The following is a 26,225-nucleotide window of genomic DNA, read 5'->3' as shown; positions in this document are numbered from 1 at the left end:
GCTACGCTCGAACCATGACCAACGTGTACCTCACCCGTCTCGACAGCCCCATCGGGCGCATCGAGCTCGTCGGCGATGACGATGCGCTGACCGGCGTCGCCATCGAGCGCGATGGCGCGCTCCCCCACGACGGCGAGCCCGAGCGCTCCAATCCGGTGCTCGACGACGCCCGATCGCAGCTCCTCGAGTACTTCGCCGGCGCGCGCACCGACTTCGACGTCCCCGTCCGCCTTTCGGGCACGGCGTTCCAGCACGCCGTCTGGGCCGAGCTCGAGCGGCTCCAGTGGGGCGAGGCCATCTCGTACGGCGCGCTGGCCACGGCCGTCGGCAAGCCCGGGTCGGCCCGTGCGATCGGCGGCGCCGTCGGTGCCAACCCGGTGCCCATCATCGTCGGATGCCATCGGGTGCTCGCGTCCGACGGACGTATCACCGGCTACTCCGGCGGCGACGGCATCCCGACCAAGCTCTGGCTGCTCGGACACGAACGCATCGGCTTCGCCGCGTGACCGTCATCCCATCCGCCGACGTCGTGATCGGTGACGACGGCCTCCCCCGCTGCGCCTGGGGCGCGAACGATCCCGAATACCGCCGGTACCACGACGAGGAATGGGGCATGCCACAGCACGATCCGGTGCGCCTCTACGAGAAGGTCTGCCTCGAGGGGTTCCAGGCGGGGCTGTCGTGGATCACCATCCTCCGCCGGCGCCCCGCGTTCCGCGAGGTCTTCCACGGGTTCGACGTCGATCAGGTCGCCGCGATGACCGAGGCCGACGTCGAGCGGCTGCTGACCGACGCCCGCATCATCCGCCATCGGGGCAAGATCGAGGCCGCCATCCAGAACGCCAGGGCCACCCTCGCCCTGGATGTCCCTCTCGACGAACTCCTGTGGAGCTTCGCTCCCCCGCCTCGCGACACGGCGCCGCGGTCGTTCGCGGAGGTTCCCGCCACGACGCCCGAGTCCGTTGCGATGAGCAAGGAGCTCCGCCGGCTCGGCTTCCGGTTCGTCGGGCCGACCACGATGTACGCGCTCATGCAGGCTGCGGGCATGGTGGACGACCACGTGTCGGGGTGCTTCCGGGCGAGGATGCCGCGAGACGCATCCGCGGAGCCCGTCACGACAGTCGCCTGATCAGGCTCAGGCCAGGAGCTCCAGCTCGCGCATGCCGGTCGCGGGGTCAGCGCCCGCAGCGGCGTCGAGCCCGAATCCGGCGGTCCGCGCCCAGTCGATCAGCTCGTCGACCGATTCCACCGTCGGACGGGACTCGAGCACCGCCCGCGTGAACGCGCCCTTCGCCGTCTTGTTGAAGTGGTTGAGGGCGCGACGTCGTCCGTCGCCTCCGACCGTGACGACGCGAACGAAGACGCTGTCCTCCCGGACCGGCGCCGGGCCGAGGTGCGCGTACCCCTCGGAGCGGACGTCCACGATCAGCCCGTGCTGCTGCGCGAGCGACGACTCGAGGAGCGGACGCCAGAACTGACGTAGCCGGATGCCGGGGAGACGCGAGTCATGGGACAGCCGGTAGGCGGGAATGGGATCGAGCGCGCCGACCAGGCCGAACAAGGCCGAGTGCACCATGACCGTGCGCGCCGCATACGACCTCGCCTCGGCCGACAGCGTCGGGGCGTCGAGCGCGTCGAACAGCACCCCCGTGTAGCGGTCGATCGCAGGCAGCGACGGCGCAACGTGGATCCGACGGTTCCGCTCGACCTCGGCCGATTGCCGCGGACCGAGCTTCAAGGCGCGCATGGCGGCGTCATGATCCGCGGCGAGTGTCGCGACCGCGTCCATCAGCGCGAACCGGGCATCGGTCAGTTCGGGTGCTGCCAGCACCGCGAGATCGACCGGGCCACCGTCGCCGCCATCCCGTTTCGTCTCGGACGGCGGCAGGAGCAGCCGCATCTAGGACGCGATGAAGGCGAGCGCCGCCTCGACGTTCGATCCGAGCGACTGCACGCTGTCGATGGTCACGCGCGGCAGCGCCGAGGACGGACCCGTCCACGGAGCGTAGCCCTCGAGGCTCTGCTCGACGGCGCGCCACGTCGTCTCCTCGAGGTGCGGGAGCCGACGCTCGCGCTTCTCGAGACGCGCGCGATGCACCCCCTCGTCGGAGCAGGCGACCTCGATCACCCGCAGTCGCACATCGGCGCGGGCAGCGAGGTCGCGCCACTGCAGCCGAGCCGCCTCCGCGGCATTCACCGCGTCGACGATGACCGTGCGTCCGGAGTCGAGCTCCTTCTCCGCGATCTCCTCGGCAACGAGGTACGCCGCGAGCCCGGTGGGCTGGTCGGCGTCGATGCCGGCGCGGAGAATGGCCGACTCGATGGGGTCGACGGAGACGACCGTGGCGCCGAGCCGGGCACCGACGATCTCGGCGATCGTCGACTTGCCCGCGCCCGGCAGCCCGGCCATGACGATGAGTTGGGTGACGCTCAGGTCACCGAACTGGCGTTCGATCGGCTGCTCCCCCTGCATCCGTGCTCCCTCAGGCGAGCTCGGCCCGCGACGCGACGAGCTGGACCGAGTCGGACTGCACCGACAGGAACCCGTCCTCCGCGTTGGCCGTGATCTTCTCGCCACCCGGGAGGGTGACGCGAACCTCGCCACCGGCGAGGATCGCGAGCATGGGCTCGTGGCCGGGCAGGATGCCGATCTCGCCTTCGACCGTACGGGCGATGACCATGGACGCCTCGCCCGACCAGACCTCCCGGTCGGCCGAGACGACGCTCACATTGAGGACGGCCATGCTCAGCCGTTCTCCTTCTGGATGCGGGCCCAGTTCTCCTCGACGTCGGTGATGGGGCCGACGTTGAAGAACGCCTGCTCCGCGACGTGGTCGAAGTCACCGCGGGCGATCGCGTCGAACGACTCGATCGTGTCCTTGAGCGGCACCGTGGAGCCCTCGACACCGGTGAACTTCTTCGCCATGTAGGTGTTCTGCGAGAGGAACTGCTGGATGCGACGCGCGCGCGACACCGTGATCTTGTCTTCCTCGGAGAGCTCGTCGACACCGAGGATCGCGATGATCTCCTGGAGCTCCTTGTTCTTCTGGAGGATCTGCTTGACCGTGGTGGCGACGCGGTAGTGGTCCTCGCCCAGGTAGCGGGGGTCCATGATGCGCGACGTCGAGGTGAGCGGGTCGATGGCCGGGTAGAGACCCTTCGACGCGATCTCACGCGACAGCTCGGTCGTGGCGTCGAGGTGCGCGAACGTCGTGGCCGGAGCGGGGTCGGTGTAGTCGTCGGCGGGGACGTAGATCGCCTGGAGCGAGGTGATCGAGTGGCCGCGCGTCGACGTGATGCGCTCCTGCAGGACGCCCATCTCGTCGGCGAGGTTCGGCTGGTAGCCCACCGCGGACGGCATGCGGCCGAGCAGCGTCGACACCTCGGAGCCCGCCTGCGTGAAGCGGAAGATGTTGTCGATGAAGAGCAGCACGTCCTGCTTCTGCACGTCGCGGAAGTACTCCGCCATGGTCAGCGCGGAGAGCGCGACGCGAAGGCGCGTGCCCGGCGGCTCATCCATCTGGCCGAAGACGAGGGCGGTCTTGTCGAAGACGCCCGCCTCCTCCATCTCGTGGATGAGGTCGTTGCCCTCACGGGTGCGCTCGCCGACACCGGCGAACACGGAGACGCCACCGTGATCCTGCGCCACGCGCTGGATCATCTCCTGGATGAGGACGGTCTTGCCGACGCCCGCACCACCGAAGAGGCCGATCTTGCCGCCCTGCACGTAGGGGGTGAGGAGGTCGATCGACTTGATGCCGGTCTCGAAGAGCTGCGTCTTCGACTCGAGCTGGTCGAATGCCGGGGGCCGGCGGTGGATCGGCCAGCGCTCGGTGATCTCGACCTGCTCGCCCGGCTCGCCGTTGAGGATCTCGCCGATGACGTTGAACACCTTGCCCTTGGTGACGTCGCCCACGGGGACGGAGATCGCCTCGCCGGTGTCGGTCACCTCCTGGCCGCGCACGAGCCCGTCGGTGGGCTTCAGCGCGATGGCGCGGACGAGGTCGTCACCCAGGTGCTGGGCGACCTCGAGGGTCAGGACGAGGGTCTCGCCTCCGACCGTGATCTTGGTCTGGAGAGCGTTGTAGATCTCGGGAATCGAGTCGTGCGGGAACTCGATGTCGACGACGGGGCCCGTGACGCGGGCGATGCGGCCGACGGCGCCGGCGGTCGACTCGGCGACCGGCGCGGTTGCGGTGTCAGTCATTCTGGCTCTCTCTTTTCTGGGTTACTTCTTGGCGACGAGCGCGTCGGCGCCGCCCACGATCTCGGAGATCTGCTGCGTGATCTCGGCCTGGCGCGCGTTGTTCGCCAGCCGGGTGTAGTCGGTGATGAGCTTGTCGGCGTTGTCGCTTGCCGACTTCATCGCCTTCTGCGTGGCCGCGTGCTTCGCTGCAGCGGACTGCAGGAGCGCGTTGAAGATGCGGCTCTCGATGTAGACCGGCAGCAGCGCATCGAGCACGGTCTCGACGTCGGGCTCGAACTCGTAGAGCGGCTGCACGGTCGCGTCGGGCTCGTCGACACCCTCGACGACCTCGAGCGGCAGCAGGCGCACGACCTCGGGGGTCTGCGTCATCATGCTCACGAACTTGTTGTAGACGACGTGGATCTCGTCGACACCGCCGTCGGCGGCGTCCCGGAGGAACGCCTCGAGCACGGCGTCGGCGATCTCCTTGGCGAGCTCGAACTCGGGGTTCTCGGAGCTGCCGGTCCACTGCTGTTCCGACGCGCGGCGACGGAACTGGAAGTAGCCCACGGCCTTGCGCCCGACGAGGAAGTACACGACCTCCTTGCCCTGCGAGCGGAGCAGCTCGGCGAGCTCCTCCGCCTCGCGCAGCACCTGCGAGTTGAATGCTCCCGCGAGGCCACGGTCGGACGTGAGGATCACGACGGCTGCGCGCTCGATCGTCTCGGGCTCGGTGGTGAGCACGTGGTCGACGTTCGAGTACGTCGCGACGGCCGAGACGGCGCGCGTGATGGCGCGCGAGTACGGCGTCGAAGCCGTCACGCGTGCCTGCGCCTTCTGGATGCGCGAGGCGGCGATGAGCTCCATCGCCTTGGTGATCTTCTTCGTCGTCTGGGCAGACTTGATCTTCTGCCGGTAGACCCGAAGTTGCGCTCCCATTTCTCTCCTGTATGCCTAGGTTCGATCGTCGTCGCCGGCTGCCTAGCGGCGAGCCTTGACGATCTTCTCCTGGTTGACGTCCTCCGCGGCGATGGCCTCGAACTGCTCGCTGCCCACCGAGGCGAGCGGCTTGCCCTCACCGGTCTGGAACTCGAGCTTGAACTTGTCGACCTCGGCCTCGAGGGTCGCGACCGTCTCGTCGGACAGCACGTTCGTGTCGCGCAGCGTCGAGAGCACCTCGGTGTTGCGGCCGAGGTAGTCGAGCAGCTCGCGCTCGAAGCGCAGGATGTCCTCGACCGGGACCTCGTCGAGCTTGCCGTTGGTACCGGCCCAGATCGAGACGACCTGCTCCTCGACGGGGTACGGCGAGTACTGCGGCTGCTTGAGCAGCTCGGTGAGGCGTGCGCCACGGGCGAGCTGGCGACGGCTCGCGGCGTCGAGGTCGGACGCGAACATCGCGAACGCCTCGAGCGAGCGGTACTGGGCGAGCTCGAGCTTCAGCGTGCCCGAGACCTTCTTGATCGACTTCACCTGCGCGTCGCCGCCGACTCGCGACACCGAGATGCCCACGTCGACCGCAGGACGCTGGTTCGCGTTGAAGAGGTCGGACTGGAGGAAGATCTGGCCGTCGGTGATCGAGATCACGTTGGTCGGGATGTACGCCGAGACGTCGTTCGCCTTCGTCTCGATGATCGGCAGGCCGGTCATCGATCCGGCACCGAGCTCGTCGGAGAGCTTGGCGCAGCGCTCGAGCAGACGCGAGTGCAGGTAGAAGACGTCGCCGGGGTACGCCTCGCGGCCCGGCGGGCGGCGGAGGAGCAGCGACACGGCACGGTAGGCCTCAGCCTGCTTCGACAGGTCGTCGAAGATGATCAGCACGTGCTTGGAGTCGTACATCCAGTGCTGGCCGATCGCCGAGCCGGTGTACGGCGCCAGGTACTTGAAGCCGGCCGGGTCGGACGCGGGAGCCGCCACGATGGTGGTGTACTCCATGGCGCCGGCGTCTTCGAGGGCGCCCTTGACGCCCGCGATGGTCGAGCCCTTCTGGCCGATCGCCACGTAGATGCAGCGGACCTGCTTGTTGGGGTCGCCCGAGTCCCAGTTCGCCTTCTGGTTGATGATCGTGTCGATCGCGATGGCCGTCTTGCCGGTCTGGCGGTCGCCGATGATGAGCTGACGCTGGCCGCGGCCGACGGGGATCATCGCGTCGATGGCCTTGATGCCGGTCTGGAGGGGCTCGTGCACCGACTTGCGCTGCATGACGCCGGGCGCCTGCAGCTCGAGGGCACGACGGCCTTCGATGCCGGTGATCTCGCCGAGGCCGTCGATCGGGTTGCCGAGCGGGTCGACGACACGGCCGAGGTAGCCCTCGCCGACGGGGACCGAAAGGACCTCGCCCGTGCGAGTCACCTCCATGCCCTCCTCGATGCCGGTGAACTCGCCGAGCACGACGACGCCGATCTCGTCCTCGTCGAGGTTGAGCGCGAGGCCGAGCGTGCCGTCGGCGAAGCGGATGAGCTCATTCGCCATGACCGAGGGCAGGCCCTCGACGTGCGCGATGCCGTCGCCGGCGTCGGTGACGTATCCGACCTCGGTCTTCTGCGCCGTGCCCGGCTCGTACGACGAGACGAACTCCGAGAGAGCCGAACGGATCTCGTCGGGGCTGATGGAGAGTTCTGCCATTGTCTTTCCCTTTTCTGTACCGGTTGTACAGCTACTGGTCTGTCGCGGCGCAGGACGCCGGTCGTTTCGTCCGGCGGTCAGCCGGCAAGCTTCTGCCTCAGCGAGCTGAGGCGGCTGGCGACACTGCCGTCGATGACGTCGTCGCCGATCTGCACGCGGACTCCACCGAGCACGGCGGGGTCGACGATGGTGTCGAATCGGACTCGGCGGCCGGTCTGGGCGGCGAGGCCCTGCTGGAGCCGGGCGAGCTGCTCGGGCGTGAGCGGGACGGCGGTCGTGACCGTCGCGACATCGAATCCGCGCTGGTCGGCGACGACGGATGCCGCGTGGCGCAGCGCCTCGCCGATGCGACGGCCGCGGGGCTGCTCCACGAGGTGGCGCACGATGGCGACGGTCTGCGGTGCGGCCTTGCCCCCCAGCAGACGGTCGACGATCTGGGTCTTCGACGCGGTCGGGCTCAGCTTGCTGCCGAGGGCCAGCTCGAGCTCGTCGTCGGAGGCCACGGCCTGCTCGACGGTGAAGAGCTCGGCGTCGATCTGCACGCCCTCGGGAGCGGACTCGGCCGCGACGCGGTAGCCCAGCTCCTCGATGCCGGCGAGGAAGTCGTCTCCGCTCGACCACCGCGCGGTGGCGGCGGCCGACAGCAGGGATGCGGCTGCAGGGCTGATCTTCGAGCCGAAGACCGCCGCGACCAGGGCGCGCTTCTGCGCGGCATCCGCCTCGTTGTCGGTGAGCGCGGAGCGCAGGTGCGACGACGCCCCCACGACCCGGCCGACCGCGAGGAGGTCCTCGGCGACCGTCAGCTCGGCACGGCCGAGCTCGGCGAGCGCCGCTCGCATGTCGGCGAGGGCCCCTCTCGTAGCGCTACCCATGGGTTACTTCTTCCCTCCGGCAGCCGCCTGCTCGCTCGCCTCGAGATCGGCGAGGAAGCGGTCGACGACGTTCTGCGCCTTGCGGTCATCGGAGAGGCTCTCGCCGATGACGCCGGACGCGAGGTCGATCGCGAGGGTGCCGACCTCGGACCGCAGCGAGACGAGCGCCGACTGGCGCTCCGCCTCGATCTGGGCCTGGGCGCCGGCGGTGATGCGGGCCGCTTCTCCGGAAGCCTGCTCCCTCGCCTCGGCGACGATCTTCTTGCCGTCCTCGCGGGCGGTCTCGCGGATGCGACCGGCCTCGGTGCGTGCGTCGGCGAGCTGGGCGGTGTACTCCTCGAGTGCCGCCTCCGCCTTGCGTTGGGCCTCGTCGGCCTTGGCGATGTTGCCCTCGATGGCTTCGGCGCGCTCGTCGAGCATCTTCTGGACGCGCGGCAGCGCGTACTTCCAGAAGAAGACGAGGATGATCACGAAGCAGATCGCCGACCCGATGATGTCATAGGGCTCGGGGACGACCGGGCTCATGTTCTCCTCGGCAGCCTCGGTCGCAGCGCTCAGAACTGCGTGGAGCACATTGGCCTCCTAGATAGCGGCGAAGGGGATCAGACGAAGATGAAGTACGTGGCGATGCCGATGAAGGCGAGCGCCTCGGTGAAGGCGATGCCGATCCACATCAGCACCTGGAGGCGGCCGGCGAGCTCGGGCTGGCGGGCGACGCCCTCGATGGTCTTGCCGACCACGATGCCCACGCCGATTGCCGGGCCGATGGCCGCGAGGCCGTAACCGACCGTTGCGATGTTGCCGTTGATCTCAGCGAGAACGGTAGTTGCGTCCACGTTGGGTTTTCCTTTCCTAGGGATGTGCTGGGCGGGTGCCCGGGCTCAGTGCTCTTCTGCGACCGCGAGCTGGATGTAGACCGCGGTGAGGAGGGCGAAGACGTAGGCCTGCAGGACGGCGACGAGGATCTCGAACAGCGTGAACACGAAGCCGAAGGCCAGGCTGCCCACCCCGAGGAGGGTGTACCAGCCGCCGAGCTGCACGACGAAGAACGCCGTCGCCGAGAAGAAGAGCACGAGCAGGAGGTGCCCGACGATCATGTTCATCATGAGTCGGAGGGTGAGCGTGATCGGGCGGATGATGAACGTCGAGATCAGCTCGATGGGCGTCACGATGATGTACACCGGCCACGGCACGCCGGCAGGGAAGAGCGAGTTCTTGAAGAAGTTCTTCGGGCTCTTCTTGACGCCCGCGTAGATGAACGCGGCGTAGGCCACGATCGCGAGGACCAGCGGCACGCCGATGACCGACGTGCCCGCGATGTTCAGGAACGGGATGACACCCGTGAGGTTCATGAACAGCACCATGAAGAAGATGGTGGTGAGGATCGGCAGGAACCGCTTGCCGTCCTTCTTGCCGAGCAGGTCGTCGGCGATGTTCACGCGAACGAGGTCGAGTCCCATCTCGACGAGGCTCTGGAAACGGCCGGGCACGAGACGCATCTTGCGCGTGCCGAGCCAGAAGACGAGGAGCAGCGCGACGACGGCGACGATGCGCACGAGCGTGATGCGGTTGATCTCGAACGGAGTACCGCCGAAGAGCAGTGCCCCCGGGAAGAATTCCTCGATCGACGGACCGTGGAAGCCACCATCGTCGGTGGACATCGGAACCAGCAGGTTCAGAGCGTTAGCTAGCAGCGCTATCTCCTGTTTCGGGGCGTGGAGCTCGGCTCTCGCGTCGACGAACATGGAACGGATTCCGCACATGCCGAAGCCGAGCGGAAACCGGGGGGATCGTCAATACTCTAGCAACAACTTCTACGAGCGGACGAATTCAAGCGGACCTCAGTCGTCGGTGGGTGCCTTCGGCAGCTGCACGTCGCTCGCGTAGGGCATGCGGGACTTCGCGACGACGAGCACGTCGACGACGAGCGACGCGATGACGCCGGCGACGAGGCTGAGGAACAGCACGACCGGATTGAGCCAGGACGCGTCGCGGAGCACGACCACGAGCACGATGAAGACGATGAACTTCAGCAGCCATCCGCCGAGCACGATCGCGAAGAACACGCCGACGAACACGTCGCTGGAGGCGTACCGGTTGGCGAGGAGGATGCTGGCCGCCGTGATGCCCATGAAGATCACCGCCATGAGCGTGCCGATGAGGGCGCTGACGAGCCCCTCGGTGCCCGCGAAGATCAGCCCGAGGACGGCGCTCACCACCAGCACGACCGCCGCGAGCGCACCGCCCCACGCGAGGGCGCGGCGAAGCACCGGGTTCGAGGTGGGCGTGCGGTCGGCGGGCTCAGGCCGTGCGTCGGTCATCGTGCTCCAGTTCGGGGTCGCCGGAGGCTGGCCGGCTGGGCTCATCGGGGACGGTCACGGGGACGGGCTTGGGTTCGAGCTCGTCGAAGACGACACCCTCGGGCAGGTCGGGGGTCTCGGCCTCCGCGGCGACCGTGAGGCGCTTGCGGCGGCCCAGTGGCGCCAGGGTGATCGCAGCGCACACCACGAAGCCCACGCCGATGAAGGCGAACGCCCACATGGCGCTCGTCCCGAGGTAGACGGGCAGCACGTACGTGAGGAGGCATCCGATCGACACCACCGCGGTCCACGCGTAGAAGATGAGCACGGCGTTCAGGTGCGAGTGGCCCATGTCGAGCAGCCGGTGGTGCAGGTGCTTCCGGTCGGCGGAGAACGGCGACTTGCCTGCACGCAGCCGCCGGACGACGGCGAGCCCGAAGTCGAGCAGCGGGATGACGAGCACCGCGAACGGCAGGATGATCGGGATGAACGCGGCGAAGAGGTCCTGGATGCCGACGGCGGCCGGGTTGATCTGGCCGGTCACCGAGATCGCCGAGGTGGCCATGAGGAGGCCGATGAGCAGCGCCCCGGCGTCGCCCATGAACAGCTTGGCGGGGTGCCAGTTGAGCGGCAGGAAGCCGATGCAGGCGCCGACGATCACGATCGCGAGCAGCGAGGCGAGGTTGAAGTAGTTGAGCGGCGACGTCTTCTGCACCAGGAGGTAGGTGTAGAGGAAGAACACGCCGTTGGCGATGAGGGCGACTCCGGCGACGAGGCCGTCGAGCCCGTCGATGAAGTTGATCGCGTTCATCACCAGCACGATCGTGAACACCGTGATGGTGGCGCTCATCCACGACGAGCCGACCGTGATGCCGCCGATCGGCAGCGAGACGATCGAGACGCCCTGCCAGGCGATAAGACCGGCGGCGACGAACTGCCCGGCGAGCTTCGTGGTCCAGTCGAGATCCCAGATGTCGTCGGCGACGCCGATGAGCACGATGAGCAGGGCCGCCCCGAGGATCGCGAGCATCTGCGAGGGATTCTGGAAGATGATCGACACGTTCGAGAAGCGGGTCGACCCGAGCGACGACACGAACGCGGCCGCGCCGATCGCGGCGAGGATGCCGACGAACATGGCGATGCCGCCGAGGCGCGGGGTGGGGCGGGTGTGCACGTCGCGTTCGCGGATCTTCGGGTAGAGCCGGTACTTGAGGCTCAGCTTCCAGACCAGGACGGAACCGCCGAAGGTGACGAGCGCGGCCACGAGGGCGAGCGCGAGGAAGAGGGTCATGAGGCGGCGGCATCCGCTTCATCGGCGACGGATGCCTCGGGCGAGCGCTCGGCGGCGACGGATGCCTCGGGCGAGCGCTCGGCGGCGACGGATGCCGCGGGCGCCGCACCCTCGATGGGCGCGAGCAGCTCGTCGCCGACGACCGCGGCGATGCGCTCGCGCGAGATCACGCCGGCGCGCACGATGCGGAGCACTCCCCCGTCGGCGGTGAGCCCGGTGGCGTCGACGATCGTCGAGGACGTGTCGCCGGGCCGTTCGCCGATCGCCTCGTACCCCGTGCCGGCCGGTCCGCCGTCGAGGTAGACGGTGACCGACTCGCCGAGCATCGCCTCGGCGTCGGCCGCGGACGTCGCCGACGGCTGCCCCGAGAGGTTGGCGCTCGACACGGCGAGCGGGCCGGTCTCGCTCAGCAGTTCGAGCGCGATCGGGTTGGCCGGCATGCGCAGGGCGACGGTGCCGCGGGTCTCGCCGAGGTCCCACTGCAGCGACGGCTGGGCGTGCAGGATGACCGTGAGTCCGCCGGGCCAGAACTCGGCGACGAGCCGGCGCACCGGTTCGGGCACCTCGGCGGCGAGTGCGTCCAGCGTGGGGATGCCGGGGATCAGCACGGGCGGCGGTGACGTGCGCTCGCGTCCCTTCGCCTCGAGGAGGCGTGCGACGGCCGCAGCCGAGAACGCGTCGGCGGCGACGCCGTAGACCGTGTCGGTGGGGATCACCACGAGCTCGCCGCGTCCGATGGCGCCGCGCGCGAGGCGCATGCCGGTGAGCAGCTGGGAATCGACCGAACAGTCGTAGATGGCAGTCATGACCGCTCGATTCTAGACCAGCGGGCTTGCCGTCCTCGGGGCCCGGGCACCCGAGCCCGAGCGCGAGGTCGGCGGACGCGACGGATGCCGCGAACCGGGCGGCTCGCGGCATCCGTCGCCGGTTCGGCGGTCGCGCTCAGCGACGCCCTGCCTTGCGGCGGAACAGCCACGCGCCCCACGCGGCGGAGCCGGCGATGATGACGGCGCACCAGCCGACGGCCCACCAGGCCGAGTCGCCCATCGGCGTGCCCATGAGCAGCGACCTGAGGGTCTCGATGATGGGCGTGATGGGCTGGTTCTCGGCGATCCACTGCAGCCACGCGGGCATGGTGTCGACCGGCACGAACGCGCTCGAGAGGTAGGGCAGGAAGAGCAGGATGAAGCCGTAGCCGCTCGCCGCCTCGGGGGTCGAGGCCGCGAGCCCGATCGCCGCGAACAGGTAGGTGATCGCGAGGATCCAGAGCGTCACGAGCGCGAACACGTCGACCCACTCGATCGGGGTCGCCGTCGGCCGGAAGCCCACGAGCAGCGCCACGAGGATCACGACCGCCGTCGCGACGAGGTTGCGGACGAGGCTGGCGACGACGTGGCCGGTGAGCACCGCGCCGCTGCGCAGCGGCATCGTGCGGAACCGGTCGATGATGCCCGTCGTCATGTCGTTCGCGACCGAGACGGCGGTCGAGGCCGATCCGAACCCCGCGCAGAGCAGGATGATGCCGGGCACGACGTAGTCGACGTAGCCGCCCGAGGGGTCGATGGCGTTGCCGAAGATGTACGTGAACAGCAGCATGAGCATGACCGGCAGGACGATCGCCATGGTCGCCGCCTCGACGTCGCGGATCGAGTGCCGGAGGCTGCGGCCGATGAACGTCGACTCGGCCGTGAAGGCGCCGATGCGCGGGCGGACGAGGTCCGACGATGCGGTGGCGCCGCTCGCACGGCCGGGAGCGGCACTGGTGCTGGTGGTGGTCATCGCGGTCACTTCGCTTCCATGAGCTCGGGAGACGCCGATGCGGCGTCACGATCGGTGAGGTCGAGGAACACGTCGTCGAGGCTCGGGCGGCGGATCGACACGGCGACCCCGTCGGCGGCCGCCGCGGGGCTGCGGTCGAGCTCGTCGAGGGCCGCGCGCAGGCCGTGCACGCTGCCGTCGGTGGGGAGTTCGAGCAGCAGCGTGCCGTCGGCATCGCGCAACTCGACGACATCGCCCCCGATGCGGGCCTTCAGCTCCTCGGGCGTGCCCTCGGCGACGATCCGGCCGCGGTCGAGCACCGCGATGCGGTCGGCCAGGCGGTCGGCCTCCTCGAGGTACTGCGTGGTGAGGAAGACGGTGGTGCCCGCACCCGCGAGTGAGCGGATGACGCTCCACAGCTCCTGCCTGCTGCGGGTGTCGAGGCCCGTCGTCGGTTCGTCCAGGAAGAGCACGGCCGGCGCGACGACGAGGCTCAGGGCCAGGTCGAGTCGCCGCCGCATGCCGCCGGAGTACGTGCCGACCCGGCGGGCCGCGGCATCCGCGAGGTCGAATCGGTCGAGGAGCTCGCCCGCCCGGACCCGCGCCCGGCCGCGCGACAGACCCGAGAGTCGGCCCATCATGACGAGGTTCTCGGTGGCGGTGAGGACGCCGTCGACCGCAGCCGACTGCCCGGTGAGGCTGATGCGGCGCTTCACCTCCTCGGCGTCGGCGACGACATCGTGGCCCGCGACCGCGGCAGTGCCCGAATCGGGGGTAACGAGCGTCGTGAGGATGTTGATCGTGGTCGTCTTGCCCGCGCCGTTCGGCCCGAGCAGGGCGAACACGCTGCCGCTGGGGACCGTGAGGTCGAGCCCGGCGAGCACCTCGGTGCGACCGAAGCGCTTGCGCAATGCGCGTGCGTCGATGGCGAGTGTCATGTGCTGCTCCTTTCGTAGGTGTCCGGTGGCGTCTGCGTATGCCGCAAACTGTGTATGTAATCCACTGTTGTTTAAGTAATACACAGTTCTAGACTGTCGTCAACACCTGAGCGCCACGCTCGACGCACGAGAACGGGAGCCGATGCCCAACCCCACGCCGCCCGACGAGCAGCCCGACCCCGAGCTCCCCAGGGGCGTCGCGCTCGCCTGGGGCATCGCGGCCCACCCGCAGCGGGGGCCGAAGCGCGAGCTCTCCATCGAGCGCATCGTCGACGCGGCCATCGAGATCGCCGATGCCGAGGGGCTGGGAGCCGTCTCCATGAGCCGGGTCGCGACCTCCCTCGGCTTCACGACGATGTCGCTCTACCGGTACGTGACGAGCAAGGACGACCTGATCCTCCTCATGCAGGAGGCGGCGAGCACCATGCCGGTTCCCGACGACGAGGTCGAGCGCGCCTGGCGCGACGGCGTCACCGCGTGGGTGCTCGCCATCCGCGACGCGTATCGCGCCCACCCCTGGCTCGTCGACATCCCGGTGTCGGGCGCGCCCATCACGCCCAACAGCCTCACGATCGTCGACTGGTTCCTCCGCGAGGCGTGCGAGCTGCCCCTCAGCGACGGCGAGAAGATGTCGACCCTGCTGCTGCTCACGAGCTACGCGCGGGCGACGAGCGCCCAGGAGCGGGACATCCGCGCCGCCGCCGCGGCCTCGGACCCCGCCGAGGTGTCGGGCGAGCGGGCATTCGGCGCGCTCGTCGAACTCGTCACGCCCGAGCGATTCCCGTACCTCCAGCCGCTCCTCCTCGCGGGCGGCTACGTGGCCGAGCCGGGATCGGCAGCGGTCGAGGGCGACGACGACTTCGAGTTCGGCCTGCAGCGCATCCTCGACGGCATCGAGTTCCACGTCGGCCAAGTCGAAGCCGGGATCGCGCCACCCCGGCCTCCTTCGCCGGCTCCCGAGGTCGCCCTCCCCCGCGACCGGCAGGTGCGCGAGGCCGCGAAGGCCAGGCGCGAGGCGGAGAAGGCGCTGCGCGACGCCCGCAAGCGCGAGCGCGACGCGATCAAGCAGGCCCTCGACCGTGAGAAGCAGGCCGGTGAGCACGCCCGACGGGAACAGGCGGACCGAGACCGGCGCGAGCGCGAGCGGGCCGAGCGCGAACGGGAGCGACTCGACCGATCCAGGTGAGGCCGGGTCGGATGCCGCCGCTCAGCGGATCGCGGTCGTCGCCCGGTCGCGCAGGGTGAGGTCGCGATGGTGCGCGACGGCGCGCCATCCGTCGCCGGAGAGGATGTCGGCGATCGCCGCGGACTGGTGCTCGGCGTGCTCGATCACGAGCAGGCCTCCAGGATGCAGCAGCTCGGCCGCGCGCCGCGAGAGCACGCGGACGACATCGAGCCCGTCCTCGCCGCCGTAGAGCGCGGCCACCGGATCGTGCAGGTGCACCTCTGGGTCGACCGGGATCTCGGCGGCCGGCACGTAGGGCGGGTTGGAGATCACGACCGCCACCCGGCCGTCGAGCTCGGCCAGCGCCGTCGCGAGGTCGCCGAACACGAGCTCGAGGTTCGCGGCGCCCACCTCGTCGACATTCCGCCGCGTCCACGGAAACGCCTCGGGCGAGTTCTCGACCGCCCACACCCGCGCGTGCGGCACCTCGGTGGCCATCGAGAGCCCGATCGCCCCGCTCCCCGCGCCGAGGTCGACGGCGATGGGCTCGGGCTCCGCCGTCGCGCGCAGCGCGTCGATCGCCAGCTGCGCGACCTGCTCGGTCTCGGGGCGCGGCACGAAGACCCCCGGTCCGACGGCGAGCTCGAGCGAGCGGAACGCCGCACGCCCCGTGAGGTGCTGCAGCGGCTCCCGCGCCGCACGCCGCACGACGAGCGCCTCCAGCGCCGCCGCCGCCTCGTCGTCGAGCGCACCGCCCATGACGGCGCGCGCCTGCACCCCGCCGCGCGACAACCCCAGCACGTGGCCGATGAGCAGGTCGGCGTCGACCTCGGGATCGGGAACGCCCGCCGCGCCGAGGCGCGCCGCCGTCTGCCCGCGAAGGGTCCTCACGTCGCGTTCGCCCTGCGGCGGCATCCGTTCATCCACGAAATGGAATGTAACGCACGTGACCGGGCGCGGGCGCCGCCGTAGGCTGAGCCGCGGCATCCGCCGTCGCTCGCACACCCGAGACGCACCGAGTTGCACCCCGAGAGGAAGCACCATGGCCCAGGTCTTCGACAACATCACCGAGGTCTTCGGTCGCACCCCGCTCGTGCGCCTGAACCGCGTGACCGACGGCGCAGCGGCGACCGTGCTCGCCAAGCTCGAGTTCTACAACCCCTCCGCGAGCGTCAAGGACCGCCTCGGCGTCGGCATCGTGGACGCGGCCGAGGCTTCGGGCGAGCTCCAGCCCGGCGGGACCATCGTCGAGGGCACCAGCGGCAACACCGGCATCGCGCTCGCCATGATCGGCGCCGCGCGCGGCTACCGTGTCGTCATCGCCATGCCCGAGACGATGTCGAAGGAGCGTCGCGCGCTCCTCCGCGCCTACGGCGCCGAGCTCGTGCTCACCCCCGGCGGCGAGGGCATGAAGGGCGCCGTCGCGCGGGCCGAGCAGATCGCCGCGGAGACGCCCGGCGCGGTGCTCGCCAAGCAGTTCGAGAACGTCGCGAACGTCGAGATCCACCGCCGCACGACGGCCGAGGAGGTCTGGAACGACACCGACGGCGACGTCGACATCTTCGTGTCGGGCATCGGCACGGGCGGCACCATCAGCGGCGTCGGGCAGGTGCTCAAGGAGCGCAAGCCCGAGGTGCGCATCGTGGGCGTCGAGCCCGCCGAGTCGCCGATCCTGAACGGCGGCCAGCCCGGCCCCCACAAGATCCAGGGCATCGGCGCGAACTTCGTGCCCGAGATCCTCGACCGCGACGTCTACGACGAGATCATCGACGTGAACATCGACCAGGCCGTCGCCACCGCCCGCCGCCTCGGCATCGAGGAGGGCATCCTGGGCGGCATCTCGTCGGGCGCGACGGTCTACGCCGCCGTCGAGCTCGCCAAGCGGCCCGAGAACGCCGGCAAGACCATCGTCGTGATCGTCGCGAGCTACGGCGAGCGCTACCTGTCCACGGTGCTGTACGAAGGTCTGCTTGACTGAGCGGGTGGGAATCCTCGCCAGCCTCCGGGAAGACATCGCCACCGCTCGCGCCCACGACCCCGCTTCACGGAGCGCCGCCGAGGTCGCGCTCGCGTACTCGGGCCTGCACGCCATCTGGGGCTACCGCCTCATGCACCGGCTGTGGGAGAGCGGCTTCCGGCTGCCCGCGCGGCTCGGCTCGCAGTTCGTGCGCTTCCTCACCGGGGTGGAGATCCACCCCGGTGCGCACATCGGCCGCCGCTTCTTCATCGATCACGGCATGGGCGTCGTGATCGGCGAGACCGCGATCGTCGGCGACGACGTGATGCTCTACCACGGCGTCACCCTGGGCGGGAAGGCGCCACGGGGCACGCCGCGCGGCGCGAAGCGGCATCCGACCCTCGAGGACGGCGTCACCGTGGGGGCAGGGGCGAAGGTGCTCGGCAACGTCACGATCGGCGCCTGGAGCGCCGTCGGCGCCAACGCCGTCGTCACGAAGGACGCCCCGGCCCACTCGCTCATCGTCGGCATCCCAGCGACGTTCAAGCCCCTCTCGCACGCCACGGCGGACGCCGCGCGCGGCGTGCACGACTGGCACATCTAGCTCGGTCGGTCGACGAGGCTCGTCGAGCCGGGAACGGCGAAGGGGCGGATGCCGCGGCATCCGCCCCTTCATCGACGCACGGGTGGCCCGGGGTCAGTCGTCGCCGAGCCCGGCGAGCTGCGCCTCCTCGTCGGCCTGGACAGCCGACTCGATGAGGGGATCGAGCGCGCCGTTCATGACCTGGTCGAGGTTGTAGGCCTTGTAGCCGGTGCGGTGATCGGCGATGCGGTTCTCGGGGAAGTTGTACGTGCGGATGCGCTCCGAACGGTCCATCGAGCGGATCTGCGACTTGCGGGCATCGGATGCCGCGGCCGCCTGCTCCTCCTGCTGGCGCGCGAGCAGGCGCGCGCGCAGCACGCGCATCGCCGCCTCGCGGTTCTGCAGCTGCGACTTCTCGTTCTGCATCGACACGACGATCCCCGTGGGGAGGTGGGTGATTCGCACCGCGGAGTCCGTGGTGTTCACCGACTGGCCGCCGGGACCCGACGACCGGTACACGTCGATCTTCAGGTCGTTCTGGTTGATGTCGACCTCTTCGGGCTCGTCGACCTCGGGGAAGACGAGCACGCCGGTCGTCGACGTGTGGATGCGGCCCTGCGTCTCGGTGACGGGTACGCGCTGCACGCGGTGCACGCCGCCCTCGTACTTCAGGTGCGCCCACACACCCTGCGACGGGTCGGTGGCGTTCGACTTGATCGCGACCTGCACGTCCTTGTAGCCGCCGAGGTCGGACTCGTTCTGGTCGAGCAGCTCGATCTTCCAGCCCTTGGACTGCGCGTACTGCATGTACATGCGCAGCAGGTCGCCGGCGAAGAGGGCGCTCTCTGCGCCGCCCTCGCCGCCCTTGATCTCCATGATCACGTCGCGCCCGTCGTCGGGGTCGCGCGGGATCAGGAGCCGGCGCAGCTTCTCCTGCGCCGTGGCGAGGCCCTCCTCGAGGGAGGGCACCTCCTCGGCGAACGCGTCGTCCTCCTTGGCCAGCTCACGCGCCGCCTCGAGGTCGTCGCCCGCCTGCTGCCACGCGGTGTGCGCGGCCACGATGCGGCTGAGCTCGGCGTAGCGGCGGTTGACCTTCTTGGCGCGCGCGGCGTCGGCGTGCAGCGCCGGGTCGGCGAGCTCCTCCTGGAGCTCGCCGTGCTCGGCGAGCATGGCCTGGACGGACTCGAACACGCGGCCTACCGGTGGTCGGTCTCGTGCCCGTGCGAGTGAGCGGCGCCGTTGGCGACCGGCATCGACTTCTGCATGAGCATGAGGAACTCGACGTTCGACTGCGTCTCCTTGAGACGGCCGAGCACGGCCTCGAGCGCCGGCTGCTGGTCGAGGCCCGCGAGGGCGCGACGCAGCTTCCAGGTGATCTTGACCTCGTCGGGCGAGAGCAGCATCTCCTCGCGACGCGTCGACGAGGCGTTCACGTCGACGGCCGGGAAGATCCGCTTGTCGGCGAGCTGGCGCGAGAGGCGCAGCTCGGAGTTGCCGGTGCCCTTGAACTCCTCGAAGATCACCTCGTCCATCTTCGAGCCCGTCTCGACGAGCGCGGTGGCGAGGATCGTGAGCGAGCCGCCGTTCTCGATGTTGCGCGCCGCGCCGAAGAAGCGCTTCGGCGGGTACAGCGCCGAGGCGTCGACGCCGCCCGAGAGGATGCGACCGGATGCCGGTGCAGCGAGGTTGTACGCGCGGCCGAGGCGGGTGATCGAGTCGAGCAGCACGACCACGTCGTGGCCGAGCTCCACGAGGCGCTTCGCACGCTCGATGGCGAGCTCGGCGACCGTGGTGTGGTCTTCGGCCGGACGGTCGAAGGTGGAGGCGATGACCTCGCCCTTCACCGTGCGCTGCATGTCGGTGACCTCTTCGGGGCGCTCGTCGACGAGCACGACCATGAGGTGGACCTCGGGGTTGTTGATCGAGATCGCGTTGGCGATCTGCTGGAGCACGATCGTCTTGCCGGCCTTCGGCGGCGCGACGATGAGGCCGCGCTGGCCCTTGCCGATCGGCGCCACGAGGTCGATGATCCGCTGCGTGAGCTTCGTGGGCTCCGTCTCGAGGCGCAGGCGGTCCTGCGGGTAGAGTGGCGTGAGCTTCTGGAACTCGACGCGCGCCGCCGACTCCTCGGGGGTCTGCCCGTTGACCGAGTCGACCTTCACGAGCGCGTTGTACTTCTGGCGGCTGTTCGACTCGCCGTCGCGCGGCTGCTTGATCGAGCCGACGACCGCATCGCCCTTGCGCAGGTTGTACTTCTTCACCTGGCCGAGCGAGACGTAGACGTCGCTCGGGCCGGGGAGGTAGCCGGTGGTGCGCACGAACGCGTAGTTGTCGAGGACGTCGAGGATGCCCGCGATGGGGATCAGCACGTCGTCGTCGAGGATCTCGGGCTCGAGCTCGTCAGTCGCACCCTGCCCGCGACGCTTGCGGTCGCGGTACCGGTTGCGGCGGCCGCCCTCGCCGTCGAGCTGCTGCTGCTGTGCGTCGCGGGCCTGGCCCTGCGCCTGGCCCTGCTGGCCGCGGCCGTCGCCCTGCGCCTTGCCGGCGTCGGACTCGGGCTGGCGCTCGCGCACCGGCTTGCCCTGCTCGTCGCCCTTGCGGCCGGCGTCGCCGTTCTGGCGCTCGCCGCCCTGGCCGTTCTGGCGGCCCTGGCGCTCGTCGGACTTCTGCGCGTCGTCGCCGGAGCGCTCCGTGCGGTCGGCGCGCTCTCCGCCTCGGCGGCCGCGGTTGCGGCTGCGGCCCTGGCGGGGCTGGTCGCCGGAGGGCGCCTCGCCCTCGACCTCGGCGGACTGGGTGGCACGGGCGCCCTCGCCGGTGGCGGCGGCGAGCTCCTCGCGCACGGCGGCACGGGCCGCCTCACGGGCGTCGACGTCAGCCTCGGCGGGCACGAGCTCGACGCCGGCGCCGCCGGCGTTGACGTGCTGCACCGCGGCGGTGCCGGAGCTGGTCGCGCGGCGCGGCTGGCGACGCTGGCGGGTGGCCGGGGCCGCGACCGGGGCGGATGCGGCATCCGTCGACTCCGCCTGCCCTGCGGCCGGAGCCTCGGCCGCGACGGGCGCGTCGGCGACGGGCGCCTCCGCGGGCTGGTCGGCGGGCGCTGCCGGCGCCGCGAACGGAGCGTCTGCGGTGGGCGCGTCTGCCGTCGGCGCCTCGTCGACGGACGGCGCGTCCGCGACGGGCACGTCGGCGACGGGAGCGTCGGCGACGGGAGCGTCGGCGACGGGAGTCTCGGCCACGACGGCCGAGGCGCTCGCCTCGGCGGAGGCGTCGGCGGTGACGTCACCGTCCTGGTGGGCGGAGATCAACTCCACGAGTTCTCCCTTTCGGCGCTTCGAAGCACCCACGATGCCGAGGGAGAGGGCGAGCTCCTGGAGCTCGGCCACCTTCAGGGCGCTCAGGCGGGTGCGGTTCGCCACGCTCGCGTCGGCGTGGTCGGTTGCGTTGGTCACTGGGTATGTTCCTTTCCCCTGGTCGCGAGAGTTGCCGACCCAGGAGAGCTTGATCGCCGGCACGAGCGATGTCGGTGCGCGGTGGCGCAGACATGCGCGAGAGCGAAAGCAATGGATTGCTGGGAATTGCACGATGCGGCCGGGAACGCGATACTTTGCGTCGCCTGCCGGGTGCGATCCAATCCTAACACCGAACGGAACCCGTTTCCGACGCACGACGCGCGGTGTGGAAAGCGGATGCCGCGGGCGCCGCGCCGACTCAGCGCGCGGCGTCGGTCACGGTGGCGCCGAGGAAGTCCACCGCGAGCGGCAGGGCCTGCCATGCGGTCTCGGCCGACTCCTCGACCAGGCGGATCGCCTCGGCGCGCTCGCTCGGATCGCTGGCGAGCACGAGGATCGACGGGCCGGCACCGGACACCACGGCAGGATGCCCCGCGGCACGGAGCAGCCGGATGAGCCGGTCGGTCTCCGGCATGGCCTGCGCGCGGTAGTTCTGGTGCAGCTTGTCCTCCGTCGCCTGGAGCAGCAGCTCCGGGCTCTGGATGAGCGCCGCCACGAGGAGCGCCGACCGGGACACGTTGAAGACGGCGTCGGAGTGCGGCACCGACTCGGGCTGGAGCGACCGCGCGAGCGCCGTGGACATCTCGTGTTCGGGCACCAGCACCAGTGGCGAGACGCCCCGGTGCACGATGAGCTTCTTGTGGCGCGGCCCCTCGGGGGTGACCCACGCGATCGTCAGGCCGCCGAACAGCGCCGGCGCGACGTTGTCGGGGTGGCCCTCGAGTTCGGTCGCGAGCTCGAGGAGCTCGTCGGGCGTGAAGGACACGACCCCGTCGAGCAGTCCCCTCGCCGCCATCACGCCGGCGACGATCGCGGCGCCCGAGGAGCCGAGTCCGCGGCCGTGCGGGATCGCGTTGTGCGCCTCGAGGCGGATGGTGGGCATCGGCACGCCCGCGTACGCGAAGGTGTGCGCCATGGCGCGCACGACGAGGTGCGACTCGTCGAGCGGCACCTCGCCCGCGCCGACGCCGTGCACCTCGATGAGGTGCGCCGGTGCATCGATCGCCTCGACGTCGAGCTCGTCGTAACGCGCGAGCGCGAGGCCGAGGGTGTCGAAGCCGGGGCCGAGGTTCGCCGACGTCGCCGGCACCTTCACGTGCACCCGGCGGCCGATGAGCGAGGCCTCCACGGCTCCGCCCGGCACGACCGCGGCGCTCGTCATGACGTGAGTCCGAGCACCTGGGCGATCTGCGCGGTGTCGACCGGCACCACCGTGGGCTGCACGTCCGAGCCGTCTGCGGTGCGCAGGGCCCACTGGGGGTCCTTCAGTCCGTGGCCCGTGACGGTCAGCACGACGCGGGCGCCCGCGGGCACCACCCCGGCCGCCGAGCGCTCGAGGAGTCCGGCGACGCTGATCGCCGACGCGGGCTCGACGAAGATGCCGACCTCGGCCGAGAGGATGCGCTGCGCCTCGAGGATCTTGTCGTCGTCGATGGCCCCGAAGTAGCCGCCCGACTCGTCGCGCGCCTGCAGGGCGAGCTCCCACGACGCGGGATTGCCGATGCGGATGGCGCTCGCGATCGTGTCGGGGTCGCGGACGACCTCGCCGCGCACGATGGGTGCGGAGCCGGACGCCTGGAAGCCGAACATGCGAGGCAGCCGCGTCGCGTTGCCCGCCGCGATGTCCTCGCGGTAGCCGCGCGTGTACGCGGTGTAGTTGCCGGCGTTGCCGACGGGGATGAAGTGGAAGTCGGGCGCGTCGCCGAGCACCTCGACGACCTCGAACGCGGCGGTCTTCTGCCCCTCGATGCGGTCGTTGTTCACCGAGTTCACGAGGTGCACCGGGTAGTTGGCGGCGAGGTCGCGGGCGATGTCGAGGCAGTCGTCGAAGTTGCCCTGCACCTGCAGCAGCTCCGCGTTGTGCGCGATGGCCTGGCTCAGCTTGCCCATGGCGATCTTGCCCTCGGGCACCAGCACCGCGGCCTTGATGCCGGCGTGCGTCGCGTAGGCGGCGGCCGATGCGGACGTGTTGCCGGTGGACGCGCAGATCACGACCTTCGCGCCGCCCTCGACGGCCTTCGTCACGGCCATCGTCATGCCGCGGTCCTTGAACGAGCCGGTCGGGTTCATGCCCTCGAACTTCACCCACACGTCGGCGCCGGTGCGGCGCGAGAGTGCGGGAGCCGGGAGCAGCGGCGTGCCGCCCTCACCGAGGGTGACGACGGGCGTGGCATCCGTGACGTCGAGCCGGTCGGCGTACTCGCGGATGACGCCGCGCCACTGGCGCGACCCTGCCTTGGGGGTGGGGTGGTTCACACTGCTCCTTCGACTCGGAGGACGGACGCGACGGATGCGACGACTGGGCTCTGGGCGAGGGCGGCGACGGTCTCGGCGAGCGCGGACTCCTTCGCCTCATGCGTCCCGATGACCAGCGTAGCCCGCTCGGCCTCGCCGCTGACGCTCTGCTGCAACTGCTCGACCGAGACGCCGTGCTCGGCGAACACGTGCGCGATCTGCTCGAGCACCCCGCGCTCGTCGGCGACCTCGAGCGTGATCGCGTATCGCGTGGTGATGCGGCCGATGTCGAGCACGGGAAGCTCGGCGTGGGTGGACTCGGCGGTGCCGGGACCGCCGATGACGTGCCGCCTGGCAATGGCCACGAGGTCGCCGAGCACGGCGGAGGCGGTCTGCACTCCGCCGGCGCCGGCGCCGTAGAACATGAGCGGACCGGCCGCGGCGGCCTCGACGAACACGGCGTTGTTGGCACCGTGCACGGCGGCCAGCGGGTGGCTGCGGGGCACGAGCGCCGGGTAGACCCGGGCGGACACGCCCTCCTCGCCGGTCTCGTCGTCGACGAGCCGTTCGCAGATGGCGAGGAGCTTCACGACGAAGCCCGCCCGCCGGGCCGAGTCGACCTGCTCCGCGGTGACGCCCGTGATGCCCTCGCGGTGCACCGCGTCGACCGGCACGCTCGTGTGGAACGCGAGGCTCGCGAGGATCGCGGCCTTCTGCGCGGCGTCGTAGCCGCCGATGTCGGCCGTGGGATCCGCCTCGGCGTAGCCGAGCTCGGTCGCCGTGGCGAGGGCGTCCTCGAGGGAGGCGCCCGTGGTGTCCATGCGGTCGAGGATGAAGTTCGTCGTGCCGTTCACGATGCCGAGGATGCGCTCGATGCGGTCGCCGGCGAGGCTGTCGCGGAGCGGCCGGATGATCGGGATCGCCCCACCCACTGCCGCCTCGTACGAGAGCTGCGCGCCGACCTGCTCCGCCGCGGCGAAGAGTTCGGGGCCGTGGTTGGCGAGCAGCGCCTTGTTGCCGGTGACCACGTCGGCGCCGGACGCGATCGCGGCCAGCACGAGCGTGCGGGCCGGCTCGATGCCGCCCATCAGCTCGATCACGATGTCGGAGCCGAGGATGAGCGCCTCGGCGTCGGTGGTGAGCAGCTCGGCCGGGAGGTCGGCGTCGCGCCTGGCGGCCGGGTCGCGCACGGCGATGCCGACGAGCTCGATACGGGCGCCGATGCGCTGCGTGAGCTCGTCCGAGTGCTCGAGGAGCAGCCGCGCGACCTGCGACCCCACTGATCCGGCGCCCAGGAGTCCCACTCGGATGGTGCGGTACTCGATCATGCGTGAGCCCCTTCTGCGGCGTCGGAGCGGTCGGATGCCTCGAGGCCGGCGTCACGGGCGAGGAGGTCGGCCTCGGTCTCACCGCGGACGATGACGCGCGCCACCCCGTCGCGCACGGCGACGACCGCCGGCCGGGGCACGTGGTTGTAGTTGTTGGCCAGCGACCAGCAGTACGCGCCGGTGGCGGCGACCGCGAGGAGGTCGCCGGGCGTCACGTCGTGCGGCAGGTACTCGGCATCGACCACGATGTCGCCCGATTCGCAGTGCTTGCCCGCGATGCGGAAGAGGGCGGGCGGGGCATCCGACTCGCGGGAGGCGATGCGGGCCGAGTAGTGCGCGCCGTAGAGGGCCGTGCGCAGGTTGTCGCTCATGCCGCCGTCGACCGAGGCGTAGTGCCGCCAGCCGCCGTCGATCGGCACGGGCTTGACCGTGCCGACTGTGTAGAGGGTGACGCCGGCGGTGCCGACGACGGAGCGGCCCGGCTCGAACGCCAGCCTCGGCAGCGGCACGCCGTGCACGCGGCATCCGGACGCGACGGCCTCGGCGATGCCGAGCGCGATCTCCTCGATGGGGGTCGGGTCGTCGGCGGCCGTGTAGGCGATGCCGAAGCCGCCGCCGAGGTTCAGCTCGGGCAGCGGGCTCACGCGGGCGAGCTCGGCGTGCGCGGCGAGCAGTCGCTCGGCCGACTCGGCGAATCCGGCGGAGTCGAAGATCTGGGATCCGATGTGGCAGTGCAGGCCGAGGAAGTCGAGCGAGGCGTGCGACCGGATGCGCGTGCCGAGCTCCACGGCGCGGTCGAGCGAGACGCCGAACTTCTGGTCCTCGTGCGACGTCGCCAGGAACTCGTGCGTCGACGCGTGCACACCGCTGTTCACCCGAAGGCGCACCCGCTGGACGAGACCGGCCCGCGCGGCGGCCTCCGCGACCCGCTCGATCTCGATCTCGCTGTCGATGACGATCGTGCCGACGCCGGCGGCGACCGCCCGCTCGATCTCGGCCACCGACTTGTTGTTGCCGTGGAAGCCGATGCGCGCGGGGTCCGCCCCCGCGGCGAGCGTGATGGCGAGCTCGCCGCCGGTGCACACGTCGACCCCGAGCCCGGCCTCGGTCACCCAGCGGACGATGGCGCCGGAGAGGAACGCCTTGCCCGCGTAGTACACGGTCGCAGAGGTGCCGACGGATGCCGCAGCCGCCTGCAGCGCGGCGAGCATGCGAGCCGCACGGGCCCGCACGTCGGCCTCGTCGACGACGTACAGCGGCGTGCCGAACCGCTCGGCGAGTTCGGTGACCGGGAGCCCGCCCAGCACGAGCCGGCCGTCGGCGTCGCGGTGGGCGCGCTCGGGCCACACCTTCGGTGCGAGGGCGTTGGCGTCATCGGGCGTGCGGAGCCATGGGGGTGCTGCGTCGGTGGATGCCACGGGGAAACCTCAACGTGATGCGGAGAATCGACGGGGTCGCTCGCGGCGAGCGAACCCGGATTG

General features: G+C 70.5%; 27 protein-coding genes. 5 read left to right on the top strand and 22 right to left on the bottom strand.

What is annotated here, in order from left to right:
• Positions 1–14: 14 nt before the first annotated feature.
• A complete protein-coding gene (locus tag AC1DZA_RS04950) occupies positions 15–506 on the top strand; it encodes a methylated-DNA--[protein]-cysteine S-methyltransferase (RefSeq protein ID WP_476771926.1) in 492 nt (163 codons plus the stop codon).
• A gap of 5 nt (positions 507–511) precedes the next feature.
• Positions 512–1,129: a DNA-3-methyladenine glycosylase I gene (locus AC1DZA_RS04945; RefSeq protein WP_476772010.1), complete on the top strand. Its 618-nt coding sequence runs from the start codon at positions 512–514 to the stop codon at positions 1,127–1,129.
• Positions 1,130–1,135: 6 nt separating this feature from the next.
• Here the strand turns inward: AC1DZA_RS04945 and AC1DZA_RS04940 are convergent, their stop codons facing one another.
• The 15 genes from AC1DZA_RS04940 to AC1DZA_RS04870 all read right to left on the bottom strand — a co-directional run bounded on the left by AC1DZA_RS04940 (position 1,136) and on the right by AC1DZA_RS04870 (position 13,967).
• A complete protein-coding gene (locus AC1DZA_RS04940; protein ID WP_476771925.1) occupies positions 1,136–1,900 on the bottom strand; it encodes a YaaA family protein in 765 nt (254 codons plus the stop codon).
• Positions 1,901–2,473, bottom strand: coding sequence for a P-loop nucleotide/nucleoside kinase family protein (locus AC1DZA_RS04935; protein ID WP_309972981.1), 573 nt, complete (start codon positions 2,471–2,473; stop codon positions 1,901–1,903).
• 10 nt (positions 2,474–2,483) lie between these two features.
• A complete protein-coding gene (locus tag AC1DZA_RS04930) occupies positions 2,484–2,744 on the bottom strand; it encodes a F0F1 ATP synthase subunit epsilon (protein ID WP_159602190.1) in 261 nt (86 codons plus the stop codon).
• A gap of 2 nt (positions 2,745–2,746) precedes the next feature.
• Entirely contained in the window at positions 2,747–4,207 is a 1,461-nt protein-coding gene (gene atpD, locus AC1DZA_RS04925) for a F0F1 ATP synthase subunit beta (RefSeq protein WP_309972984.1), read from the bottom strand.
• A 21-nt stretch (positions 4,208–4,228) separates the two neighbouring features.
• On the bottom strand, positions 4,229–5,125 hold the full coding sequence (locus AC1DZA_RS04920; protein WP_159602194.1) for a F0F1 ATP synthase subunit gamma: 897 nt from the start codon (positions 5,123–5,125) through the stop codon (positions 4,229–4,231).
• A gap of 42 nt (positions 5,126–5,167) precedes the next feature.
• Positions 5,168–6,808 (bottom strand): F0F1 ATP synthase subunit alpha, encoded by a 1,641-nt coding sequence (gene atpA / locus AC1DZA_RS04915; protein ID WP_476761132.1) that lies wholly within the window; start codon positions 6,806–6,808, stop codon positions 5,168–5,170.
• A 77-nt stretch (positions 6,809–6,885) separates the two neighbouring features.
• Positions 6,886–7,680, bottom strand: a complete 795-nt coding sequence (locus AC1DZA_RS04910) for a F0F1 ATP synthase subunit delta (protein WP_476771924.1) — start codon at positions 7,678–7,680, stop codon at positions 6,886–6,888.
• Positions 7,681–7,683: 3 nt separating this feature from the next.
• Positions 7,684–8,238 carry a F0F1 ATP synthase subunit B gene (locus AC1DZA_RS04905; protein WP_476761138.1) on the bottom strand — a complete coding sequence of 185 codons (555 nt, stop codon included), beginning with the start codon at positions 8,236–8,238 and terminating at the stop codon, positions 7,684–7,686.
• A gap of 44 nt (positions 8,239–8,282) precedes the next feature.
• Complete coding sequence (gene atpE / locus AC1DZA_RS04900) at positions 8,283–8,516, bottom strand: ATP synthase F0 subunit C (protein WP_022888426.1); 234 nt, start codon at positions 8,514–8,516, stop codon at positions 8,283–8,285.
• Between the two features lie 45 nt (positions 8,517–8,561).
• A complete protein-coding gene (atpB, locus tag AC1DZA_RS04895; protein ID WP_309973007.1) occupies positions 8,562–9,341 on the bottom strand; it encodes a F0F1 ATP synthase subunit A in 780 nt (259 codons plus the stop codon).
• Positions 9,342–9,521: 180 nt separating this feature from the next.
• Complete coding sequence (locus tag AC1DZA_RS04890) at positions 9,522–10,001, bottom strand: hypothetical protein (RefSeq protein ID WP_476771923.1); 480 nt, start codon at positions 9,999–10,001, stop codon at positions 9,522–9,524.
• Positions 9,982–11,271, bottom strand: coding sequence for an MraY family glycosyltransferase (locus AC1DZA_RS04885; RefSeq protein WP_476761135.1), 1,290 nt, complete (start codon positions 11,269–11,271; stop codon positions 9,982–9,984). The genes AC1DZA_RS04890 and AC1DZA_RS04885 overlap by 20 nt, the downstream gene beginning before the upstream one ends.
• Entirely contained in the window at positions 11,268–12,077 is an 810-nt protein-coding gene (locus AC1DZA_RS04880; protein WP_476771922.1) for an L-threonylcarbamoyladenylate synthase, read from the bottom strand. Before AC1DZA_RS04880 ends, AC1DZA_RS04885 begins: the two co-directional genes overlap by 4 nt.
• 136 nt (positions 12,078–12,213) lie before the next feature.
• Complete coding sequence (locus tag AC1DZA_RS04875; protein ID WP_476771921.1) at positions 12,214–13,050, bottom strand: ABC transporter permease; 837 nt, start codon at positions 13,048–13,050, stop codon at positions 12,214–12,216.
• Positions 13,051–13,055: 5 nt separating this feature from the next.
• Positions 13,056–13,967 (bottom strand): ATP-binding cassette domain-containing protein, encoded by a 912-nt coding sequence (locus AC1DZA_RS04870; protein ID WP_476771920.1) that lies wholly within the window; start codon positions 13,965–13,967, stop codon positions 13,056–13,058.
• Between the two features lie 142 nt (positions 13,968–14,109).
• Here AC1DZA_RS04870 and AC1DZA_RS04865 point away from each other — a divergent pair, with 142 nt between their 5' ends.
• Complete coding sequence (locus tag AC1DZA_RS04865) at positions 14,110–15,153, top strand: TetR/AcrR family transcriptional regulator (RefSeq protein WP_476771919.1); 1,044 nt, start codon at positions 14,110–14,112, stop codon at positions 15,151–15,153.
• Positions 15,154–15,174: 21 nt separating this feature from the next.
• Here the strand turns inward: AC1DZA_RS04865 and prmC are convergent, their stop codons facing one another.
• Positions 15,175–16,047 carry a peptide chain release factor N(5)-glutamine methyltransferase gene (prmC, locus tag AC1DZA_RS04860; RefSeq protein ID WP_476772009.1) on the bottom strand — a complete coding sequence of 291 codons (873 nt, stop codon included), beginning with the start codon at positions 16,045–16,047 and terminating at the stop codon, positions 15,175–15,177.
• A 127-nt stretch (positions 16,048–16,174) separates the two neighbouring features.
• Here prmC and cysK point away from each other — a divergent pair, with 127 nt between their 5' ends.
• Together cysK and epsC are read left to right on the top strand one after the other, a co-directional pair.
• Positions 16,175–17,110 carry a cysteine synthase A gene (cysK, locus tag AC1DZA_RS04855; RefSeq protein WP_476762369.1) on the top strand — a complete coding sequence of 312 codons (936 nt, stop codon included), beginning with the start codon at positions 16,175–16,177 and terminating at the stop codon, positions 17,108–17,110.
• A 4-nt stretch (positions 17,111–17,114) separates the two neighbouring features.
• A complete protein-coding gene (gene epsC / locus AC1DZA_RS04850; protein WP_476762370.1) occupies positions 17,115–17,693 on the top strand; it encodes a serine O-acetyltransferase EpsC in 579 nt (192 codons plus the stop codon).
• 93 nt (positions 17,694–17,786) lie between these two features.
• On the opposite strand, the gene prfA is transcribed toward epsC, so the two are convergent.
• The 6 genes from prfA to lysA form a co-directional block, all read right to left on the bottom strand.
• Positions 17,787–18,863, bottom strand: a complete 1,077-nt coding sequence (prfA, locus tag AC1DZA_RS04845) for a peptide chain release factor 1 (RefSeq protein ID WP_476762371.1) — start codon at positions 18,861–18,863, stop codon at positions 17,787–17,789.
• Positions 18,864–18,868: 5 nt separating this feature from the next.
• On the bottom strand, positions 18,869–21,121 hold the full coding sequence (gene rho, locus AC1DZA_RS04840; protein WP_476771918.1) for a transcription termination factor Rho: 2,253 nt from the start codon (positions 21,119–21,121) through the stop codon (positions 18,869–18,871).
• 259 nt (positions 21,122–21,380) lie between these two features.
• Positions 21,381–22,343 (bottom strand): homoserine kinase, encoded by a 963-nt coding sequence (thrB, locus tag AC1DZA_RS04835; protein WP_476771917.1) that lies wholly within the window; start codon positions 22,341–22,343, stop codon positions 21,381–21,383.
• Entirely contained in the window at positions 22,340–23,437 is a 1,098-nt protein-coding gene (gene thrC / locus AC1DZA_RS04830; RefSeq protein ID WP_476762280.1) for a threonine synthase, read from the bottom strand. Before thrC ends, thrB begins: the two co-directional genes overlap by 4 nt.
• Positions 23,434–24,744: a homoserine dehydrogenase gene (locus AC1DZA_RS04825; protein ID WP_309973031.1), complete on the bottom strand. Its 1,311-nt coding sequence runs from the start codon at positions 24,742–24,744 to the stop codon at positions 23,434–23,436. Before AC1DZA_RS04825 ends, thrC begins: the two co-directional genes overlap by 4 nt.
• Positions 24,741–26,162 carry a diaminopimelate decarboxylase gene (gene lysA / locus AC1DZA_RS04820; protein WP_476771916.1) on the bottom strand — a complete coding sequence of 474 codons (1,422 nt, stop codon included), beginning with the start codon at positions 26,160–26,162 and terminating at the stop codon, positions 24,741–24,743. Before lysA ends, AC1DZA_RS04825 begins: the two co-directional genes overlap by 4 nt.
• Between the last annotated feature and the right edge of the window lie 63 nt (positions 26,163–26,225).

The organism is Agromyces sp. P2_B3 (assembly GCF_056404815.1).
Note: the sequence above shows the minus strand (reverse complement) of the source record. Positions and strands in the feature narration are given on the sequence as shown.

Coding starts and splice junctions, on each gene's coding strand:
- AC1DZA_RS04825 (WP_309973031.1), bottom strand. CDS start 24,744: ATGATCGAGTACCGCACCATCCGAGTGGGACTCCTGGGCGCCGGATCA.
- AC1DZA_RS04940 (WP_476771925.1), bottom strand. CDS start 1,900: ATGCGGCTGCTCCTGCCGCCGTCCGAGACGAAACGGGATGGCGGCGAC.
- AC1DZA_RS04890 (WP_476771923.1), bottom strand. CDS start 10,001: ATGACCGACGCACGGCCTGAGCCCGCCGACCGCACGCCCACCTCGAAC.
- thrB (WP_476771917.1), bottom strand. CDS start 22,343: ATGACGAGCGCCGCGGTCGTGCCGGGCGGAGCCGTGGAGGCCTCGCTC.
- AC1DZA_RS04870 (WP_476771920.1), bottom strand. CDS start 13,967: ATGACACTCGCCATCGACGCACGCGCATTGCGCAAGCGCTTCGGTCGC.
- AC1DZA_RS04880 (WP_476771922.1), bottom strand. CDS start 12,077: ATGACTGCCATCTACGACTGTTCGGTCGATTCCCAGCTGCTCACCGGC.
- cysK (WP_476762369.1), top strand. CDS start 16,175: ATGGCCCAGGTCTTCGACAACATCACCGAGGTCTTCGGTCGCACCCCG.
- atpB (WP_309973007.1), bottom strand. CDS start 9,341: ATGTCCACCGACGATGGTGGCTTCCACGGTCCGTCGATCGAGGAATTC.
- prmC (WP_476772009.1), bottom strand. CDS start 16,047: ATGCCGCCGCAGGGCGAACGCGACGTGAGGACCCTTCGCGGGCAGACG.
- AC1DZA_RS04910 (WP_476771924.1), bottom strand. CDS start 7,680: ATGGGTAGCGCTACGAGAGGGGCCCTCGCCGACATGCGAGCGGCGCTC.
- atpA (WP_476761132.1), bottom strand. CDS start 6,808: ATGGCAGAACTCTCCATCAGCCCCGACGAGATCCGTTCGGCTCTCTCG.
- AC1DZA_RS04950 (WP_476771926.1), top strand. CDS start 15: ATGACCAACGTGTACCTCACCCGTCTCGACAGCCCCATCGGGCGCATC.
- atpD (WP_309972984.1), bottom strand. CDS start 4,207: ATGACTGACACCGCAACCGCGCCGGTCGCCGAGTCGACCGCCGGCGCC.
- AC1DZA_RS04875 (WP_476771921.1), bottom strand. CDS start 13,050: ATGACCACCACCAGCACCAGTGCCGCTCCCGGCCGTGCGAGCGGCGCC.
- AC1DZA_RS04885 (WP_476761135.1), bottom strand. CDS start 11,271: ATGACCCTCTTCCTCGCGCTCGCCCTCGTGGCCGCGCTCGTCACCTTC.
- AC1DZA_RS04920 (WP_159602194.1), bottom strand. CDS start 5,125: ATGGGAGCGCAACTTCGGGTCTACCGGCAGAAGATCAAGTCTGCCCAG.
- AC1DZA_RS04935 (WP_309972981.1), bottom strand. CDS start 2,473: ATGCAGGGGGAGCAGCCGATCGAACGCCAGTTCGGTGACCTGAGCGTC.
- AC1DZA_RS04865 (WP_476771919.1), top strand. CDS start 14,110: ATGCCCAACCCCACGCCGCCCGACGAGCAGCCCGACCCCGAGCTCCCC.
- AC1DZA_RS04930 (WP_159602190.1), bottom strand. CDS start 2,744: ATGGCCGTCCTCAATGTGAGCGTCGTCTCGGCCGACCGGGAGGTCTGG.